We start from the raw sequence: 15617 nt of genomic DNA, 5'->3' as shown, positions 1-15617 counted from the left end.
CGCCCGTCAGCACGTGCTCAGTCGACTCGCAGCCGGCCACGCGCCTGGTAGACCTCGGCGGCCTCGCGGACGAATATCCCCGCGGCCTTCGCGTCGTAGGTACCTTCGAGTTCGGCGGCGATATCCAGCAGCTCCTTCTTGGTGGACCGGTATGGCCGAAGGGCGTCGTAGATGGCCAGCAGCCGATCGTCCGGCACCGCAACCAACTCCGCCGCGCGGCGCAGGTTGCGAGCCAGCGAACCGCGTCCGACATCGTCGGCCACCTGCGCTTGCAGCTCGAGCGTGTCAGCCGAGATCTTGAAATCCGACGGCTTCAGGTCCCCCGACTTCAGCCGCTCGAACGTCAGCTCGGCCAGTCGCGCGCCGCTGTCGGTGCGCACCAGCTCAGGGCGTCGTTCGGCCAGCGGATAGTCGGCTACGCCCACCGTGGCTCCGGCCGGCACCGGCTTCTTCTCGAACGCAACCTGGTTCTCGCTGCCGAGATTCTTCATGACCTCGGTCATGATCTGACGAATCAGTTCCTCTTGATCCATGACCTTGCCCTCCTAGCCGATGGTTACCTGAAGCGCTTGCGGCTTCTTGGACGGATCACACAACGTCGTCTCCTTGTTGTGCAGGAGCGCCGCGATGGCCTGGTACTTCGGTCGGGTGCTCGGATCGTTGCGGACCGGGACCGGCTCGGGGTTCTCCCCCTTGGCGTACCGGGCCGCGTTCTTGCCGATCGCCCTGAAGGTGGCCTCGTCGATCAGCGGCGACTGACTGAACAACTCGACATTCGACAACGGCGGCAGATCCTTCTGATGAATCACCGTCGTCCCGCGGGACTGGATTCCGACCCCGATGCCGGAGCCGGACAACTTGGCCGCTTCGTGCGCCACGAAACCGACATCGGCCGTCTTGTAGATACGCACGAAGCGGTACCTCATGCCCTCCTCCTCCAGGCCGGCACAGAGCTCCTTGAGCGCCGTGGCGTGCGGAATCCCGATGATGGTCCGGTGGATCCCAGTGCTGAACGCCGGCGAGAGCGCGATGACGACCTCCTTCGGGTCGGTTCCGCGCTGAGCGTCTCCGGCTTCCACGATCCGCAGTTCGCCGACGTTCGCCGCAGGTGCCGCGGTGCCAGCAGCCGTCACGGGGTTCGGTGCCGACGCCGTCCCACCAACGACCTCACGGATGACCTGCTCGACCAGACTCTTGAGTGTGGCTTGATCCATGACTGTCACCTCAGATGCTTTCCGGGCTGACGGCCTGACGGATCGTCTTGATCTGATCCCAGCGTTCCGGCGACATCTGGTAGCCGGTCATCGGGCCCGCGTAGTCGTTGGGGTTGTTCACTGCCGAATCGATCCGGAAATCACCATCGAAGATGGCCGCGGTCTGCAGGTAGTCGCCTGCCATGCGGTGCTTGATCAGGTTGAACACTGCCTCAGCTACGTCATCGAAGCCGCTGCGGATCAGCGCCTGCACCACATCGAGACCGGTGATCTCGCGCTTCATCAGGTCGTCGGCCGCCACCAGGTCCTCCACCACATTGCGGGCGGGGAGATCTCGAGAGCCGTGTCCGTAGGTCGCCGCCTCCACCTCGGCGTCGGTGATCTCGGGCAACCCCAGTTCCTTGAAGACTGCCTGGATGGCGCGGGTCGCCTTCCGGCGGATCGCGATCACGTCCTCTTCCGACACCGGGGACAACGCACCGTCCACCCGCATGTCACGCTGCAGGATGAGCCAGTCGTCGAAGTCCTCGGCGTCCCAGTGCCCGCCACCGAACATGTTGTCGTAGTTCGGCACCGTCGAGTAGCCGGAGCAGATGAAGTCAGTGCCGGGCACGAACTGCATCAGCGACCGCGCAACCCGCCGCAGATCGGACTGCGACATCGACTGGTCGTTGGCGGAGGCGCACTCCAGGTCCAGCATCATCGCGATCAGGTTCTCTGCGAGGAAGGCACGGACGCCCTGTGGCACTCCTCCGACCACACCCACGCAGGAGACCGAGCCGTTCTGAGTGCCCTGCGAACCGGCCGCCCGGGTGATGAACTGACAGCGGGATTCGAGATAGAGCATGCTCATGCCCTCGGCGAATCCCATCTGCACCTCGGAGCCGGTGCCGGAGGTGAACCGCATCTTCAGGCCACGGGAGGCGTAGCAGGAAGCCAGGAACGCCTTCGACCACGGGGTGTCGTCGCCATCCATGAATACCGCTTCGGTGCCGTAGACCGAGACCGTCTCCGCGTAGGACGTGAGCCCGCGCATCCCGAGCTGGAGTTCGGTGGCTTCCTCCACCGCGCACTGGGAGAGGATTCCCGGCCTGCCGGTCTGCGAACCGACCAGAACAGCGAGCGCGTTGAGCGGCGCGTAGCGCACGATCCCGACGGTGGTCTCCTCCTCGGCGAAGCCGCGGATTCCGGCCTCAGCCGCATCCGCGGCCAACTGCACCGGGTTGTCCGTCACGCTGGTGACGTGCCCCTGCATGGCCGGCCGTTTGCGGGCACGCAGCTTGGTCACCGCGGCCATCATCTCCAGCACGCTCATCCTGGAGACCACCTCGGCGGCCTTCGCGGGCGTCAGGGCCGTGGTCAACGGGATCAACTCATGGCGTGGGATGTTGATGTCGCACAGCATGTGGGCCAGGCGCACCGAGTCGATCGCGTTCGCCTCCACCGCTCGCTCCAGGTTGATGCCGTAGCTGGCGATGAAGGTGTCGAGCATGTCGAAGTCGGCACGTTGCCTGCCGTCGAGTTCGACGATCTCCCCGTTCTCGATCCTGATCGACGGCTTGGGATCGTTCGGACCGTCCATGGCGATCAGGCCCACCTCGGGCCATTCGCTGACGTAGCCGTCCTGGTTGACTGGACGCGCGTCCAGTATTTCGAATCTCTTTGACCTCATGGCTCGTCCTAGATGTAGGGGGTGGAGGCCGACTCGGGCTGTGTCCCGAGCGCCGCGAGTAGTGGCATGCCGACCTCTCGGGCCGCGATGATCGCCTGCCGGACGGCACCGGAGTCACCGGAGAACGCGGCGATCACCTCGTTGGTGAGGCTGGTTCCCCGCGCCGGGCTGGAGTAGCCGATCAGGTCGATGGTCGATGCCTTGACGGCCGTATCGGCGAGCACGACGCCGATCGCGGCCGGAGCCCCGACGGTGATACCGAACGCCTTGCCCAGCGGGGCGCCGAATGCCTTCTGCAACGCATAGCTGGCACGCGCGGTGTACTGGAATTCCAGGTGGCCCGCGTCGTTGGCATAGATGTCACCAAAGGTACGGTCCAGTTCGGTGAGCGCGACCTCAACGGCCCTGCGGGCATCGGAGACGTCCTCAGCCCCGAACACCACCAGCGAGCCGTGACCGGCCCCGCCCTTGGTGTCACGGGCCATTTCGATGCTCAGCACCTCGGCATTGGTCGCCTTGACGGCTTCATCGGCGGCAAAGATCTGCGGGCCGGCACCCGTCCGGGCGCCCAGGATCCCGAGAGACTTGTACTCCCGCTCCAGCTTCATCATCGCGAGAAGGTCGGAGTCGACGTTCGCAATGACGAGGCCGATGGAATCACCGAGTCGGTTCGTACCGACGAACTCGGTGACGGCGGGCTGTGCTGACAGCGCGCCCTCTCCCAACCGAGGCGACACCTTCTTCATGACTTCCGCCATGACCTTGTCGACCAGGTCCTCAGACATCGTTCAGCTCACTTCGCGCCGGGAAGGATCTTCTCGACATCGGTGTGCGGGCGCGGGATCACGTGGACGGAGACCAGCTCGCCCACCTTTGCCGCTGCCGCCGCGCCGGCGTCGGTGGCCGCCTTCACCGCACCGACGTCGCCCCGGACCATGACCGTCACCAAGCCGGCTCCGACCTTCTCGTTGCCGATCAGCTGCACGTTCGCCGACTTGACCATCGCGTCAGCGGCCTCGACCGCGCCCACGAACCCCTTGGTCTCGACCATGCCCAGTGCATCCTGCATGTTGGACTCCTTCGTCTAGCGAGGCCGGTTGATGACCTCCCGGCAAGGGTAGCAGCATCGAGGGACACGATTTGCGCAAGCGGCTACACAAAGCCGCCCTCAGTATCTGCCGCCCCTAGAGATGGGAGGCAAGGTCTGCCTAAGATGGCGACAAAGTTCCGGGGTCCGGGACCAGGTGTACCGCTGTCACCGTCGGGCCAGCGTACGCCTGCGAATTGTCACCGCCGCATTGCCGGTGTCAACAAGAGAATCTGAGAACGCCAAGATCAAAGGGGGATGAGCATTGTCGAACATCGTTCTGGGCGACGGTGACTACGGCGCTCTCGATCTCCGTCACCTCGTCGACGTCGAACGCCTCCAGAAGATACAGGACGAGTTCGCGGCGGACACCGGGCTCGGTGTCATCACCGTGGACTCCACCGGCGCCCCGGTAACCGACCCGTCCCATTTCACCGACTTGTGCCAGTTCCTGAGGAACAACCCGGCGACCAGGCAACTCTGCTACGGCTGCGACGCGCACGGTGGGTTCCAGAGCTCGCTCGAAGGTAAGCCTGTGGTGTACCAGTGCCACGCCGGGCTGGTCGACTTCTCGGTCTCCATCATCATGGGCAACCAGTTCCTCGGCGCGGTAGCAGCCGGACAGGTGCTCCTGACCAGGGGCCAGTACGACCTACGGCAACTGCTGGCTGCTCATTCCACACCGAGCGCGGACCCTGGACTGCAGCATCTGGCCAGCGAGATCAGGACGATCGACGTAGACAAGCTGCACCGAGCCGCCAATGCGATTGCGCAGCTCGTGAACGAGACCCTGTCCAAGCGGTCGCACACCTTCGGCGGCCTGGTCACGACGGGGCCCAACCTGGGGAGGCTGCCGGTCGCAGCCACGGCCGATCTGGTTCCGCTGGTCGACGGCCTTTCCAGGCCGATCCCACTGATCCCGGCCCGACGGCGAGACCAGCTTGACGTGGTAGCCATCAGGCGCAATCTGCACGCCCAGAACGTAGGCGGCAATCTCGAACTACTCGGCTCCTACCTGGACGGTCTGCTGCCCCGATGGAGCCAGAAAGTACCCCGCGACGACCTGCGGAGCCTTGAGGACGCGTTGATCGCGGTTGCCCAGCGCGAGGGCGCGCAGTACGGACGGGAGATGACGATCGCGGTGGCGAGCCGCAATGGGAATCGCCGGGCTGCGATGAACCGCTACGAGTGCCAAGTTCACTGCGAGCGGCTGCTGATCCAGCTGCACGACCTGGTCGAACCGAAACTGGCGGTGAAGGACCGCACGATGGCGAGTCTCCTCAACGAGATCGAAAAGGACCCGACGGTGTTCCTTTCTATTTCCTCAGCGGCACAGTACCTGGCGATATCCGAATCTCACTATTCTCGCCAGTTCAAACAGCACACCGGCCGGAGCCACACCGCCTATGTGACGGCCAAGCGGCTGGAGCGGGCAAAGCTGATGCTGACACACACCGTCAAGCCCATCATGCGCATCGCCACCGAACTCGAGTTCCAGCCTCCCAACTATTTCTCTCGAACGTTCAAGAAGCATGTCGGTCTCACGCCGGGTGAATATCGGCAGCAACAACGTGCCGAACGGCTCGCCGCTGCCGGTTGACCAACGTGGCCCGTCGACGCGCCTCCGCCTCTGATGAATCGTAAGGATCTTCACAATGACCACATTCCAGCTCGACACGTCGATCCGCTTCGGGGCCAACGCCCTCGAAGCGCTGGACAAGCACCGCGATCAACGGGTGTTCCTGGTGACGGACCCCTTCCTGGCGTCCACCGACCTGTTCCGCAAGGCCCGCGCCAGGCTCGGCTCCCAGGTCACCGTGTTCGATGAGGTCGAACCGAACCCGACAGTCGCGCTGGTCGGAAGAGGGACGACGTGCTACCTGAAGGCCGACCCCGAGGTCGTGGTGGCGCTGGGCGGTGGGTCGCCAATCGATGCGGCCAAGGCGATGCATCAGGCTGCGCTTGAAGTCGGCCGTGCCGCGCAGCACGGTTTGGTGGTCGTGCCCACGACGAGCGGATCGGGCTCGGAGGTGACCTCGTTCTCGGTGATCACCGACGAAGTGACGCACGCCAAGATCGCCATGGTGTCGCCAGCCATGCGCCCAGCTGTCGCCATTCTCGACCCGCGCGCGGTCTTGGGCGTTCCGCCCAAGGTCACCGCGGACGCGGGCATGGATGTGCTCACCCACGGTCTCGAGGCCTATGTGGCCACGAACGCCAGCGACTTCTCCGACGCCTTCGCCGAGAAGTCCGTTCGGATGGTGTTCGAGAGCCTCGCCCGCTGCTACGGTCACGGCTCCGATCTCGATGCGCGCGAGCGCATGCACAACGCGTCAACGCTGGCGGCTCTCGCCTTTGACCACGCCGGCCTCGGCATCGTGCACAGCCTGTCCCACGCGCTCGGTGGCCGATACCCGGTGGCGCACGGACGGATCAACGCACTGTTGCTGCCTCATGTGATGGCGTTCAACGCAGCGGAATCGCCAAAGGTCGCGGCGAGGTACGCCCGGCTGGCACGCCTGATGGGCATGGCCAGCGGCAGCACCAAGGCGGGGGTCCTGTCGCTCATCGGCGCTGTCGAACGACTTCGCTCCGAACTGGACATGCCCGCTCGGATCAGCGAAGCCGGCGTCTCGGTCGCCGATCTCCAGGCTTCGACTGACGACATCGCAACCACAGCGCTGAACGACCGCTGCACACCAACCAATCCGGTTCAGCCGACAACAGCTCAACTGACCGCGATCCTGCGTCAGATCCTGTGATGGAACCACTTCCGTTGTGAGCATGTGGGCAACCTCTCCGCCCTACCCGCAGCGGGCCGAAGGAAGGCTAATGATCGACACCGAGAAGACCCGGATCATCCAGGAGTTCGTGCCCGGTAAACAGGTGACACTGGCACACATCATGGCCAATGCCGATCCGCAGCTCCTGCCGAAGATCGGCATTCAGGACAAGGCCTCCGGTTCCGTCGCGGTGATGACACTCACCCCTGGCGAGGCAGCGATCATCGGTGGGGACATCGCCGCGAAGGCTGCGGACGTGGAACTCGCCTACGTCGATCGCTTCTCGGGCTCGCTACTCCTGGTTGGACAACTCGCCGACATCGAGGCCGGTGTGCAGGCCGTGGTAGAGACGCTGGTCGGCGTGCTCGGCTTCACGCCCTGCCCGATCACCCGGACGTAAGGCCCTGGCGTGCGCTCGATTCTGCTGATTGGGAGCGTCGGTGTCGGGAAGACCACCCTGCGACAGCGGCTGCATGGCCACAAACTCAGCTACGCCAAGACCCAGGCTCTCGAGACCGAGCACGGAGTGGTTGACACTCCCGGGGAGTTCCTCGAGTCCCGCATCTACAAGAGCGCACTGATCAACGCCTCATACGCGGTTGATCTCGTTGTCCTGGTGCAAGCCGCGGACGTGCGCGGCACCCGCTTTCCGCCGGGCTTCTCCTCAGCTTTCAACCGTGAGGTCATCGGGGTCGTCACAAAATGCGGGCTGGCGAAGGGACGCCGCGACGACGCCGTCTGGCATCTCAGGCTCGCCGGCGCCAGCAAGGTGTTCTGCGTCGACTCGCTGACCGGTGACGGTCTCGAAGAACTGATAGCCGAACTCCATCGTGACGATGGGACTGCCCACGACCTGGCTCCGACTAAGCCCCGTGCTGGTAGGTGATCCGTCCTTAGCGGTCCGCCGCCGCAGCCCAATTGCGCGACGCGCGCCGGGCCACGAGAGGGTCGGCGCGCGTAGCTGGGCAGGCTGCGCCATCACTCGAGGTTGGCGTGGCGTTCGATGAGTTCGTCATTGGACTGGCCCGTCCGTTCGCGCAACAGCACGACGAGGGAGTCGCAGGCCAACCAAGCCAGCTGCTCAAAGAGAGTGCCGACCGGCTGAATCGACCTGGCCGCAGTTGGCTGGTTGTCTGCGCCGAGGCGGGTCTGGCCGGGCAAGGCGAGATGGGCCGAGGCAATCCGGCTCTTCGTACTTGCGGTGGGTGTGGGCGACACGCCGGGTGAGGCTGGTGGGCTGAGGTAGGGGTCGAGGCCCTCAGGATCAGGAGTTACCACACTCCCTGCCCACGAGGACCTCGACGATGAACCAGCCTACGGGCTGCACGACGTGCTGCCACGCGTCCGATGCCTACTGTGACCGCTGCGACCTGTTGGTGGGCCTTCCCGGCCTCCATGTCATCGGGGTCGAGCGCGACCCGGGCCGATTGCAGATCACCGTCGAGTCGCCGTCCACGGTGATGGGCTGTCCCTCGTGCGGGGTCGTGGCCGGCTCCCACGGTCGACGGACCGTGCGTCTGATCGACACACCCTGCTTCGGCGCACCGAACCGACCGTGGTGTGGTGGCGCAAGCGCACCTGGTCGTGTCCCGAGCCGTCGTGTCCGGTGGGGGTGTTCACCGAGCAGGACGAGCAGGTCGCCCAGCCCCGCGCGATGCTCACCACCCGGGCCTGCCGCTGGGCGACCGAACAAGTCCGACGCGAGCACGCCAGCATCGCCGGGCTGGCCCGCCAGTTGGGCACCACCTGGCGAACGGTGTGGACCAGCATCGAGCCGATCCTGGCCCGTGCCGCCGCCGATGAGTCGCGGTTCGCGGGCGTGACCACCCTCGGCGTGGATGAGCACCTGTGGCACCACGTCAGCCCCCGCCGGCGCGGCCCGAAGGAACTCACCGGCATGGTCGACCTGACCCGTGACAAGGACGGACGCGTCCACGCGCGACTGTTGGACCTCGTGCCGGGCCGCTCGGGCACGGTGTACAAGACGTGGCTCGACCAACGCGGCAAGACGTTCAAGGCTGGGGTGGAAGTCGCCACGTTGGATCCGTTCCGGGGCTACAAGAACGCCATCGACGACAAACTCGCCGACGCCACCGCAGTGCTCGACGCCTTTCATGTGGTCGCTCTCGCCGGCCGGGCTGTCGATGAAGTCCGCCGCCGCGTCCAGCAGGAGATCCACGGCCACCGCGGCCGGTCCGGCAACCCCTTGTACGGGATCCGGAACATCCTCCGCTGTGCGGCCGAGCGGCTCACCGACAAGCAACACGCCCGCCTCACTGCAGCCATCGGCGCTGATGAACGGCACGACGCCGTCTACGTTGCTTGGCAGTGCGCCCAGAAGGTGCGGGCCGCGTACGCCCACCCCGACCCGGCTCGAGGACGCGAGCTCGCCGAGCAAGTCGTCGCCGGCTTCCCCACCTGTCCCATCCCCGCGGCGCAGCGGGAGGCACGACCAGATCGCGCGGCTGGGTCGGACCCTGCGCCAGTGGAAGGACGCCTTCCTGGCCTACTTCGACACCGGCCGAGCATCCAACGGCGGCACCGAAAGCATCAACGGTTTGATCGAGCTCCACCGCCGCATCGCCCGCGGCTTCCGCAACCACAACAACTACCGGCTACGGATGCTCCTCATCGGCGGCGGACTCACCCTCGACCCACCGCAGGTATGAAGAGCCGGCAATCCGTCCGATCGGCCCCGCCGGGTCCGTGGTGATGGTCGCCACCGCAGCACCAGCAGTGTTTGCCTTCTCCGCCATGTTGACCAGGCCGGCGGTGCGTCCGGATCCGGAGATCACCACCAGTAGATCGCCCGTCCTGATTGGTGGAGTGGTTGGTTCACCGACGTAACTGACAGTCTGAATCGCCCCGGGTCTGATGGAGGCTCTCGAACCTGTGAAGGATGATGAGAGTCAAGGGAGCACCGAGGAAGTACAGCGTGGAGTTGCAGCAGCGGGCCACGCGGATGGCGGTCGACGCGCGGAAGGACCCGGAGTCGTCGCGTGGGGCGATCAAACGGGTCGCTGATCAGTTGGGGGTGCATCCGGAGGCGTTGAGGAACTGGGTGCGCCAGGCCGAGGTCGACGGCGGGCTGCGGCCCGGCACGACGACCGATGACTCGCAGCGGCTGGCCGAACTCGAACGTGAGGTTCGCGAGTTGCGCCGGGCCAACGAGATCCTGAAGACGTCGGCCGCTTATGTGGGTGATGTCTGTCAAGCGGGGGTTTGATCGAGGCGTTCGAGGAGGTTGGTGTAGACCTCGGCGCGGCGGGTTTGGCCTTTGGCGCAGGCGTCGTCGCGTTGGGCTTGCAGGGTGGGGCGGTGTTCGATGGTGGTGAAGAACATGGTGCAGGACTCGCAGATGGTTTCGTAGCGGCAGTCGAGCTCGATCGGGCGGGCGCAGTAGCCGTTGCCGAGTAGACGCTTGCTTACCTCAGCGTGCAGGCTGGTCATGGCTGGTCCGGCCGCGTCGGCGGGTAGGCGCACACCTGTTGCGCGCTTGGTGCCGGTGGCGCTCTTTGCGACATCTGTCGTGGTGGGTGTGGTCGTGGCGTAGAGGGACTCGATCTTGCGGGTGACGTTGAAGTATTGGTCGGCGACGGTGCGGTCCCCGATCCGGGCGTAGACCATGGTCATGGACAGGTCAGCGTGTCCGAGCAGAGCGGCGATGGCTTCCAGGCTCATGCCGCGGTTGATGGCTTGGGTGGCAAGGGTGTGACGCAGTTGGTGGGGGTGGACGTGGCCGAGCCCGGCACCGGATGCGGCCTTCGCGACGGCCTTGTCGATGCGGGTCGGTGGGATCGGGCGGCCCCGGTCGAGTAGGAGCAGGTCGCTGGCCTGCCAGTCGGGACGGTCGGCGAGCCAGTCGTCGATCAGGGTCTTCAGCTGCGGGTCCAAGGGGATGTACCGGTCGTTGTGGAGCTTGCCGATGGGGGTGCGCAGCCAATAGCCGGTGCCGATCTGGACGACGGCGTCGATGGTGAGGCCGAGCAGTTCACCGCGCCGCATCCCGGTACGGGCCAGGGTCTGCACGATGAGCCGGTCGAGTCGGTTCGGCAGTGCTCGGGCGGCAGCCATGAACGCGGCTGCCTGGGCGTCGTCGAGGAACTTCGGAAGTGGCTTGTCCAGGCGGGGACGGTCGTCGCGGTACACGGGTACCCGGGCGGGGACGTCGTCGTAGCCCCACTCGATGATCCGGGTGAAGAACGAGCGCAGGTGGCCCATGCGCATGGCCAGGGTCGTCTTGGTCAGCGGCTTGCCTCGGTGTCCCGGCCGTGCTGCGAGCCAGGTCTTGTAGCCCTCGACGTGTGCGCGATCGATGTCCGCGACCCGCACCACCAGGTGAACGTCGCCGTCGCCGCCGGGATCGGTGCCGTGCTGGTCGGCGCTGTGGTGGTGGATGAGGTAACCGGCGAACTGGCGGAGCGTGGTGTCGAACAAGGTGACCGACGCCGGGCGTAGTGACAGGGAGCATTGATGCAGGTAGCGACGCATTGTTGCGGTCATGACCGGGGCGTGGGCTTCGAGGTGGTCCCAGTCGACTTCGGCGACGGGCCGGTGAATCCAGCGTCGTCGCTTGTCCGGGGAGGGTGCTTGGCCACGGTGATGCATGAGCGCGTCGAGCCCGAACAGTGGGGTGGACAGTGACTTGTGCGGGATGGCGTCCTTGCCTGCGGTCACGGACTCGAAGAACACTGTTCGTGCCCGCTGGTAGGCGGCGGGGGTGAGCGCGTCGGGACCCGTACCGGCGATCACGGCAATGCGGGACAGGTGGGTCCACATGCGGCCGATCTCTTTGTCGCAGAACCCGAGCTGAGCGGCCTGGCCGTTGAACCGGTCGTACTGGTCGGGATAGGCGGTACGCAGGTAGACGCCCCAGCGGCATCCAGACCCCGTCACGAAGGCAGGATCGACACACAGGCCAGTCGCCACAGCAGCGTGGGCGGCAAACGACATGACCTCGCTTCGTACGGCCCGCCGGGTCATGACGTCGGCCGCGTTCCAAGCGGCAAGAGTGGTGAAACGCCGGTCGAACCCAGCCACGCCCTGGCGGCGGGTCTGGCGGGCTGCGGGCGTCGCGCCGGCCGCGATGTACGCGTCCGCGAACCAGCGCAGCACGTCGACCGCCTCAGCCACAGCACGGTCCGGCGATGACGTCGGCGCCGGGGACGCACTCACTGGGCCTGTAGAGGGGGTCACGACACCGCTCCGTTGTTGTCGTAGATGTCGGCGAGCACGGTCATGGCGTCGCGATACTGGTCGGCGAGCCAGTCGTTGGACAAGTGCAGGTAAAGGCGAGTCGTGTCGAGGTTCGCGTGCCCCGCCTGGGCCTGGATTGCTTCCAGGCTCATCCCAGCCTCACGCAGGCGAGTGAAGCACGTATGACGCAACTCGTGGCACGTCGCATGAGCGAGCCCGGCTCGGCGGCGGGCTCCGGCGAGGACCTCGTCAAGCCCCGCCGCCGTGAGCGGACGACCCCGGTTGGGGCCCTTCAACACCACGAACACGCGCTCGCCGTCGCCGTCGCGTGGCCGCTCGAGGGACAGGTAGGCGTGTAGGTGAGTGAAGAACAACGGATCGACCGGGACGATCCGTTCGTGACCGCCCTTGCCCGCACAGATGAACACGCGCTGGTCGCCTGGCTGGATATCGGTGAACCGCACGCCGAGGACTTCGCAACGCCGTAGCCCGGCGCGCAGCATGAGCGTGACCATCGCCAGGTCCCGTTGCGTGCGCAGCGCGTTCGTCAGCGCGACGGCCTCACCCGGAGCGAGGATGCGCGGCAGACGCTTCGGGGCCCGGACCAGCGGTGCCCCTCGCAGCGACCGTGTCCTAGGGGTGATCGATCGCGGGACGGGCTGGCGCTCGCACACGCCACGCGCGATGAGGTAGTCGAACAACGAGGTCACCGTCGCCAACCGGCGCTTGATCGTGGAGGCCGCCAACCCCTGCTCGCCATCGGACAGGCGCACCACGTTCCCACCACGTCGTGGCTGGCGTTGTGCCTCGATGAACGCCAACACGTCCGCAGTCCCCACGGCCAGCGGCCGCTTACCCACCACGGTAAAGAAGACCTTCAAGTCGAAAGCCTGCGCCGTCACCGAGTTCGGACGCAGCCGCGCCGCAGTGAACCGCAGATACTCATCCAACAGCGCGTCACCCAACTCGGGAGCGGCGCCGCGCGAGCGGGCAAGGACAGGCACGAACAACTCCATCAACAGCTCCAGCCACGAGAACGACGACCACATCGTCGACCCCGTCACGAACCGCCATCCACCCGGAGTCGAGATCACCTACATATCAAGCCTTTCTTCGCGGCGGAGCTCGACCGCCCCTCACCACGCTGATCGACTACATCGACCAGCACAAGGACCGTTTCGGGGTCGAGCCGATCTGCACCGTCCTGACCCAGGCCGGCGCTCAGATCGCCCCGAGCACCTACTACGCGGCGAAGACGCGCCCGCCCTCGCAGCGGGCGCTGGCCGACGCAGCGTTGGATGAGCGCATCAAGGCGACCTACCAGTCGAACTACCAGGTCTACGGGGTGATGAAGATGTGGAAGGTCCTCAACCGCCAGGAGGTCCGAGACGAGCACGGCCAGCCCACGGGAGTGCGCTACCCACCGGTCGCGCGCTGCACCGTGGCGCGCAGGATGAAGGCGCTGACCGGCGCGATCGCCGGTGACCACAAGCGACCCCGCACGACCCTGCCGGCGAAGGACGTACACCCTGCCGATCAACTCAACCGTGACTTCACCGCCCCAGCGCCGGACAACCGTTGGGTGGCCGACATCACCTACGTCCCTACCTGGGCCGGGTTCGTCTACGTGGCGTTCGTGATGGACCTGTTCTCCCGCAGGATCGTCGGATGGCGGGTCGCCGGCTCACTCCACACCGACCTGGCCCTCGACGCGCTTGAGCAGGCCATCTGGCAACGTCAGCGCGACGGGCGCGTGCTGACCGGTCTGGTCCACCACGCCGACCGCGGCGTTCAGGGCGGATTCAACTGGTCGTCGCAACGCGTTGTTGTGTGAGTGATTCTAGATGTTGGTTCCAGACTTCGGCGGGTGTGCGCCAGCCGAGTCTCTTGCGGGGGCGTGTGTTGAGAGCGTGGGCGACGGCGGTGAGGTCCTCTGGTCCCCACCTAGCCAGGTCGGTTCCTTTGGGGAAGTACTGGCGCAAGAGCCCGTTGGTGTTCTCGTTCGTGCCTCGTTGCCAGGGGCTTCGGGGGTCGGCGAAGTAGACCTTGAGGCCGGTGTCGATGGTGAACTGGGCATGGGCCGACATCTCCTTGCCGCGGTCCCAGGTCAGCGACCGTTTGAGCTCGTCGGGCATGGATGCCAGCGCCGCCGCGAGCGCCTTGTTCATCGAGGTGGCCCCGTAGCCTGACAGAGCGGCCCCGTTCTTGACGATTGGCTGTTCGCGCCATCCGTCTTCTCGCGGGAGATGGACCAGGGTCGTGAAGCCCGTGGTGCGCTCGACGACGGTGCCGATCGCTGACCTGTTGGTCCCGATGATCAGATCCCCCTCATGGTGGCCTGGGATCGCCCGGTCCTCGGCCTCTGCAGGGCGCTCGCTGATCAAGACTTCCTGGGTTACGTGGGCCCAGGCCACACGTTTCGATCTGGCCCGGGGCATCCGCAGGGCCCGCCCGGTGCGCAGGCAGAGGATGAGTTCCCGGTTCAGCGCGCCCCTGGCCTGGATGAACAAGGCCTGGTAGATCGCCTCGTGGCTGATCCGCATGGACTCATCATCGGGGAAGTCGACCTTGAGCCGGTTGGAGATCTGCTCGGGGCTCCACGCTCTGACCCATCGACGATCTTCACGGTGTGGCTTGTTCAAGCCCTTCCATTCCCGCTCCGTGGGGCCAGCGACGGTCACGCCGCTCGGCAAGCGGATCTGACCGGAGAGCCGATCTTCGACGTAGCGAAGCAGCCGCTGATTGCTCACGAGTTTCGCGGTCTTGGGCCGGCGGGCGTACAGCTCCGCCTTCCACTGAGCCACCGAGGCCCGGTACTCGAGCTTCCCGCTTCTGGTCGCCGCGTTCCGGCGCAACTCCCTTGAGATCGTCGACGGACTCCTCCTGAGCGTGGCGGCGATCTCGCGGACGCCTTTGCCGAGCGCTCTCAGGATCGCGATCTCCTCTCGCTCCGCGAACGACAGGTACCTGCCTGACGGGGCAGGCCAGGAGTACGGCGTCATCCCGCCAGCATGACGGAACCACCGCTGCCCCACGGCCTGAGCCACGCCCACCGCCTCGGCGGCCTCCCGCGGCAACTTCCCCGTGGCCACCTCGTCCCAGAACTCACGCTCCTTCGCGCGGTGGTGACCCGGATGCCCCGGTGACCGCATCGGCCCACGCTTGGCAACCTCCGTCTCCCACATCGACGGTCGACCCACGACACCCTCCTGACCTCAGGTGTTGCGACGACCGGTTGAACCTGCGCAGTACCGAGCTATCCGCTACACCGAACGCCTTGAGGAACTCGGCATCGTCGCTTCCGTCGGATCCAAGGGCGACTCCTACGACAACGCCGCCGCCGAGGCGCTCAACAGGGTCTTCAAGACCGAACTGATCCGTCGCCAAGGCCCGTGGCGCACCCTCGAGCATGTCGAGCTCGAGGTCCTGAGATGGGTCGACTGGTACAACACGACCCGACCTCACACCTGGTGCGACTACCTCGCACCCGCCGCATACGAGCACGCCTACGATGCTGCCCAGAACCCTTCGACAGCGACTGCCGCCGAAGCACACACGACTCTCCACTGAACCCGGGGTGGTTCAGATGGTGGACCTGGATGAACTGGACGAGCTCGTGGTTGCGAGCGCCGGCGGCCTCAAGACCCTGGCTGGGTGACCGCATT

At 65.9% G+C, this 15617-nt stretch carries 18 protein-coding genes, 2 pseudogenes and 1 other annotated feature; of the genes and pseudogenes, 10 read left to right on the top strand and 10 right to left on the bottom strand.

Annotation, left to right across the window (positions count from 1 at the left end; translation table 11 throughout):
• Positions 1–17: 17 nt before the first annotated feature.
• From ACX1D0_RS12770 to pduA, 5 genes are read right to left on the bottom strand one after another with little or no spacing between them, the layout of a single operon-like run.
• Positions 18–533 (bottom strand): diol dehydratase small subunit, encoded by a 516-nt coding sequence (locus tag ACX1D0_RS12770; RefSeq protein ID WP_459018352.1) that lies wholly within the window; start codon positions 531–533, stop codon positions 18–20.
• 12 nt (positions 534–545) lie between these two features.
• On the bottom strand, positions 546–1214 hold the full coding sequence (locus ACX1D0_RS12765; RefSeq protein ID WP_345045358.1) for a propanediol/glycerol family dehydratase medium subunit: 669 nt from the start codon (positions 1212–1214) through the stop codon (positions 546–548).
• 10 nt (positions 1215–1224) lie between these two features.
• On the bottom strand, positions 1225–2886 hold the full coding sequence (locus ACX1D0_RS12760) for a propanediol/glycerol family dehydratase large subunit (RefSeq protein WP_459018350.1): 1662 nt from the start codon (positions 2884–2886) through the stop codon (positions 1225–1227).
• An 8-nt stretch (positions 2887–2894) separates the two neighbouring features.
• On the bottom strand, positions 2895–3671 hold the full coding sequence (gene pduB / locus ACX1D0_RS12755; protein WP_459018348.1) for a propanediol utilization microcompartment protein PduB: 777 nt from the start codon (positions 3669–3671) through the stop codon (positions 2895–2897).
• An 8-nt stretch (positions 3672–3679) separates the two neighbouring features.
• On the bottom strand, positions 3680–3955 hold the full coding sequence (gene pduA, locus ACX1D0_RS12750; RefSeq protein ID WP_459018346.1) for a propanediol utilization microcompartment protein PduA: 276 nt from the start codon (positions 3953–3955) through the stop codon (positions 3680–3682).
• Positions 3956–4238: 283 nt separating this feature from the next.
• On the opposite strand from pduA, the gene ACX1D0_RS12745 reads away from it, so the two are divergent.
• The 4 genes from ACX1D0_RS12745 to ACX1D0_RS12730 all read left to right on the top strand — a co-directional run bounded on the left by ACX1D0_RS12745 (position 4239) and on the right by ACX1D0_RS12730 (position 7642).
• On the top strand, positions 4239–5573 hold the full coding sequence (locus ACX1D0_RS12745) for a PocR ligand-binding domain-containing protein (protein WP_459018344.1): 1335 nt from the start codon (positions 4239–4241) through the stop codon (positions 5571–5573).
• A gap of 55 nt (positions 5574–5628) precedes the next feature.
• Positions 5629–6735, top strand: coding sequence for a 1-propanol dehydrogenase PduQ (locus tag ACX1D0_RS12740; RefSeq protein WP_459018342.1), 1107 nt, complete (start codon positions 5629–5631; stop codon positions 6733–6735).
• A 70-nt stretch (positions 6736–6805) separates the two neighbouring features.
• The gene (locus ACX1D0_RS12735) at positions 6806–7156 is read left to right on the top strand and encodes a BMC domain-containing protein (protein WP_345045374.1); all 351 of its coding nucleotides are present in this window, start codon (positions 6806–6808) and stop codon (positions 7154–7156) included.
• Positions 7157–7165: 9 nt separating this feature from the next.
• Positions 7166–7642 carry a EutP/PduV family microcompartment system protein gene (locus ACX1D0_RS12730; RefSeq protein WP_459018340.1) on the top strand — a complete coding sequence of 159 codons (477 nt, stop codon included), beginning with the start codon at positions 7166–7168 and terminating at the stop codon, positions 7640–7642.
• A 92-nt stretch (positions 7643–7734) separates the two neighbouring features.
• On the opposite strand, the gene ACX1D0_RS12725 is transcribed toward ACX1D0_RS12730, so the two are convergent.
• A complete protein-coding gene (locus ACX1D0_RS12725; protein ID WP_459018338.1) occupies positions 7735–7974 on the bottom strand; it encodes a phosphoheptose isomerase family protein in 240 nt (79 codons plus the stop codon).
• Between the two features lie 436 nt (positions 7975–8410).
• On the opposite strand from ACX1D0_RS12725, the pseudogene ACX1D0_RS12720 reads away from it, so the two are divergent.
• Both ACX1D0_RS12720 and ACX1D0_RS12715 read left to right on the top strand, forming a co-directional pair.
• Positions 8411–9187 (top strand): annotated as a pseudogene (locus ACX1D0_RS12720) (ISL3 family transposase); the annotation flags it as partial.
• Positions 9075–9425: a transposase gene (locus ACX1D0_RS12715; protein ID WP_459020447.1), complete on the top strand. Its 351-nt coding sequence runs from the start codon at positions 9075–9077 to the stop codon at positions 9423–9425. The pseudogene ACX1D0_RS12720 and the gene ACX1D0_RS12715, both read left to right, overlap by 113 nt.
• On the opposite strand, the gene ACX1D0_RS12710 is transcribed toward ACX1D0_RS12715, so the two are convergent.
• Positions 9372–9551: a phosphoheptose isomerase family protein gene (locus ACX1D0_RS12710; protein WP_459020446.1), complete on the bottom strand. Its 180-nt coding sequence runs from the start codon at positions 9549–9551 to the stop codon at positions 9372–9374. The genes ACX1D0_RS12715 and ACX1D0_RS12710 overlap by 54 nt on opposite strands.
• Positions 9552–9655: 104 nt before the next feature.
• Between ACX1D0_RS12710 and ACX1D0_RS12705 the strand changes: the two genes are divergently transcribed.
• Positions 9656–9982, top strand: coding sequence for a transposase (locus ACX1D0_RS12705; protein ID WP_459018336.1), 327 nt, complete (start codon positions 9656–9658; stop codon positions 9980–9982).
• On the opposite strand, the gene ACX1D0_RS12700 is transcribed toward ACX1D0_RS12705, so the two are convergent.
• Both ACX1D0_RS12700 and ACX1D0_RS12695 read right to left on the bottom strand, forming a co-directional pair.
• Positions 9967–11889 carry a tyrosine-type recombinase/integrase gene (locus ACX1D0_RS12700; RefSeq protein WP_459018334.1) on the bottom strand — a complete coding sequence of 641 codons (1923 nt, stop codon included), beginning with the start codon at positions 11887–11889 and terminating at the stop codon, positions 9967–9969. The genes ACX1D0_RS12705 and ACX1D0_RS12700 overlap by 16 nt on opposite strands.
• 59 nt (positions 11890–11948) lie before the next feature.
• Entirely contained in the window at positions 11949–12968 is a 1020-nt protein-coding gene (locus ACX1D0_RS12695; protein ID WP_459018333.1) for a tyrosine-type recombinase/integrase, read from the bottom strand.
• A gap of 56 nt (positions 12969–13024) precedes the next feature.
• Between ACX1D0_RS12695 and ACX1D0_RS12690 the strand changes: the two genes are divergently transcribed.
• Positions 13025–13786, top strand: coding sequence for an IS3 family transposase (locus ACX1D0_RS12690; protein ID WP_459020445.1), 762 nt, complete (start codon positions 13025–13027; stop codon positions 13784–13786).
• Positions 13057–13186, top strand: a sequence feature (AL1L pseudoknot). It overlaps the preceding gene by 130 nt.
• Here the strand turns inward: ACX1D0_RS12690 and ACX1D0_RS12685 are convergent.
• A complete protein-coding gene (locus tag ACX1D0_RS12685) occupies positions 13755–14987 on the bottom strand; it encodes an IS30 family transposase (protein ID WP_459020444.1) in 1233 nt (410 codons plus the stop codon). The genes ACX1D0_RS12690 and ACX1D0_RS12685 overlap by 32 nt on opposite strands.
• Between ACX1D0_RS12685 and ACX1D0_RS12680 the strand changes: the two genes are divergently transcribed.
• Entirely contained in the window at positions 14964–15098 is a 135-nt protein-coding gene (locus ACX1D0_RS12680) for a hypothetical protein (RefSeq protein WP_459020468.1), read from the top strand. The two genes, ACX1D0_RS12685 and ACX1D0_RS12680, sit on opposite strands and share 24 nt — an antisense overlap.
• 79 nt (positions 15099–15177) lie before the next feature.
• Positions 15178–15522: pseudogene (locus ACX1D0_RS12675) on the top strand (integrase core domain-containing protein); the annotation flags it as partial.
• Positions 15523–15617: the final 95 nt, after the last annotated feature.

The organism is Tessaracoccus pujii (assembly GCF_054483895.1).
The sequence above is the reverse complement of the archived record's forward strand: the minus strand, read 5'-3'. Positions and strand labels throughout refer to the sequence as shown.

Bases quoted from the DNA above. Each gene is read 5' to 3' on its own strand.
- ACX1D0_RS12770 (WP_459018352.1), bottom strand. From the start codon at position 533: ATGGATCAAGAGGAACTGATTCGTCAGATCATGACCGAGGTCATGAAG.
- ACX1D0_RS12765 (WP_345045358.1), bottom strand. From the start codon at position 1,214: ATGGATCAAGCCACACTCAAGAGTCTGGTCGAGCAGGTCATCCGTGAG.
- ACX1D0_RS12760 (WP_459018350.1), bottom strand. From the start codon at position 2,886: ATGAGGTCAAAGAGATTCGAAATACTGGACGCGCGTCCAGTCAACCAG.
- pduB (WP_459018348.1), bottom strand. From the start codon at position 3,671: ATGTCTGAGGACCTGGTCGACAAGGTCATGGCGGAAGTCATGAAGAAG.
- pduA (WP_459018346.1), bottom strand. From the start codon at position 3,955: ATGCAGGATGCACTGGGCATGGTCGAGACCAAGGGGTTCGTGGGCGCG.
- ACX1D0_RS12740 (WP_459018342.1), top strand. From the start codon at position 5,629: ATGACCACATTCCAGCTCGACACGTCGATCCGCTTCGGGGCCAACGCC.
- ACX1D0_RS12735 (WP_345045374.1), top strand. From the start codon at position 6,806: ATGATCGACACCGAGAAGACCCGGATCATCCAGGAGTTCGTGCCCGGT.
- ACX1D0_RS12705 (WP_459018336.1), top strand. From the start codon at position 9,656: ATGATGAGAGTCAAGGGAGCACCGAGGAAGTACAGCGTGGAGTTGCAG.
- ACX1D0_RS12695 (WP_459018333.1), bottom strand. From the start codon at position 12,968: ATGGAGTTGTTCGTGCCTGTCCTTGCCCGCTCGCGCGGCGCCGCTCCC.
- ACX1D0_RS12680 (WP_459020468.1), top strand. From the start codon at position 14,964: ATGACGGAACCACCGCTGCCCCACGGCCTGAGCCACGCCCACCGCCTC.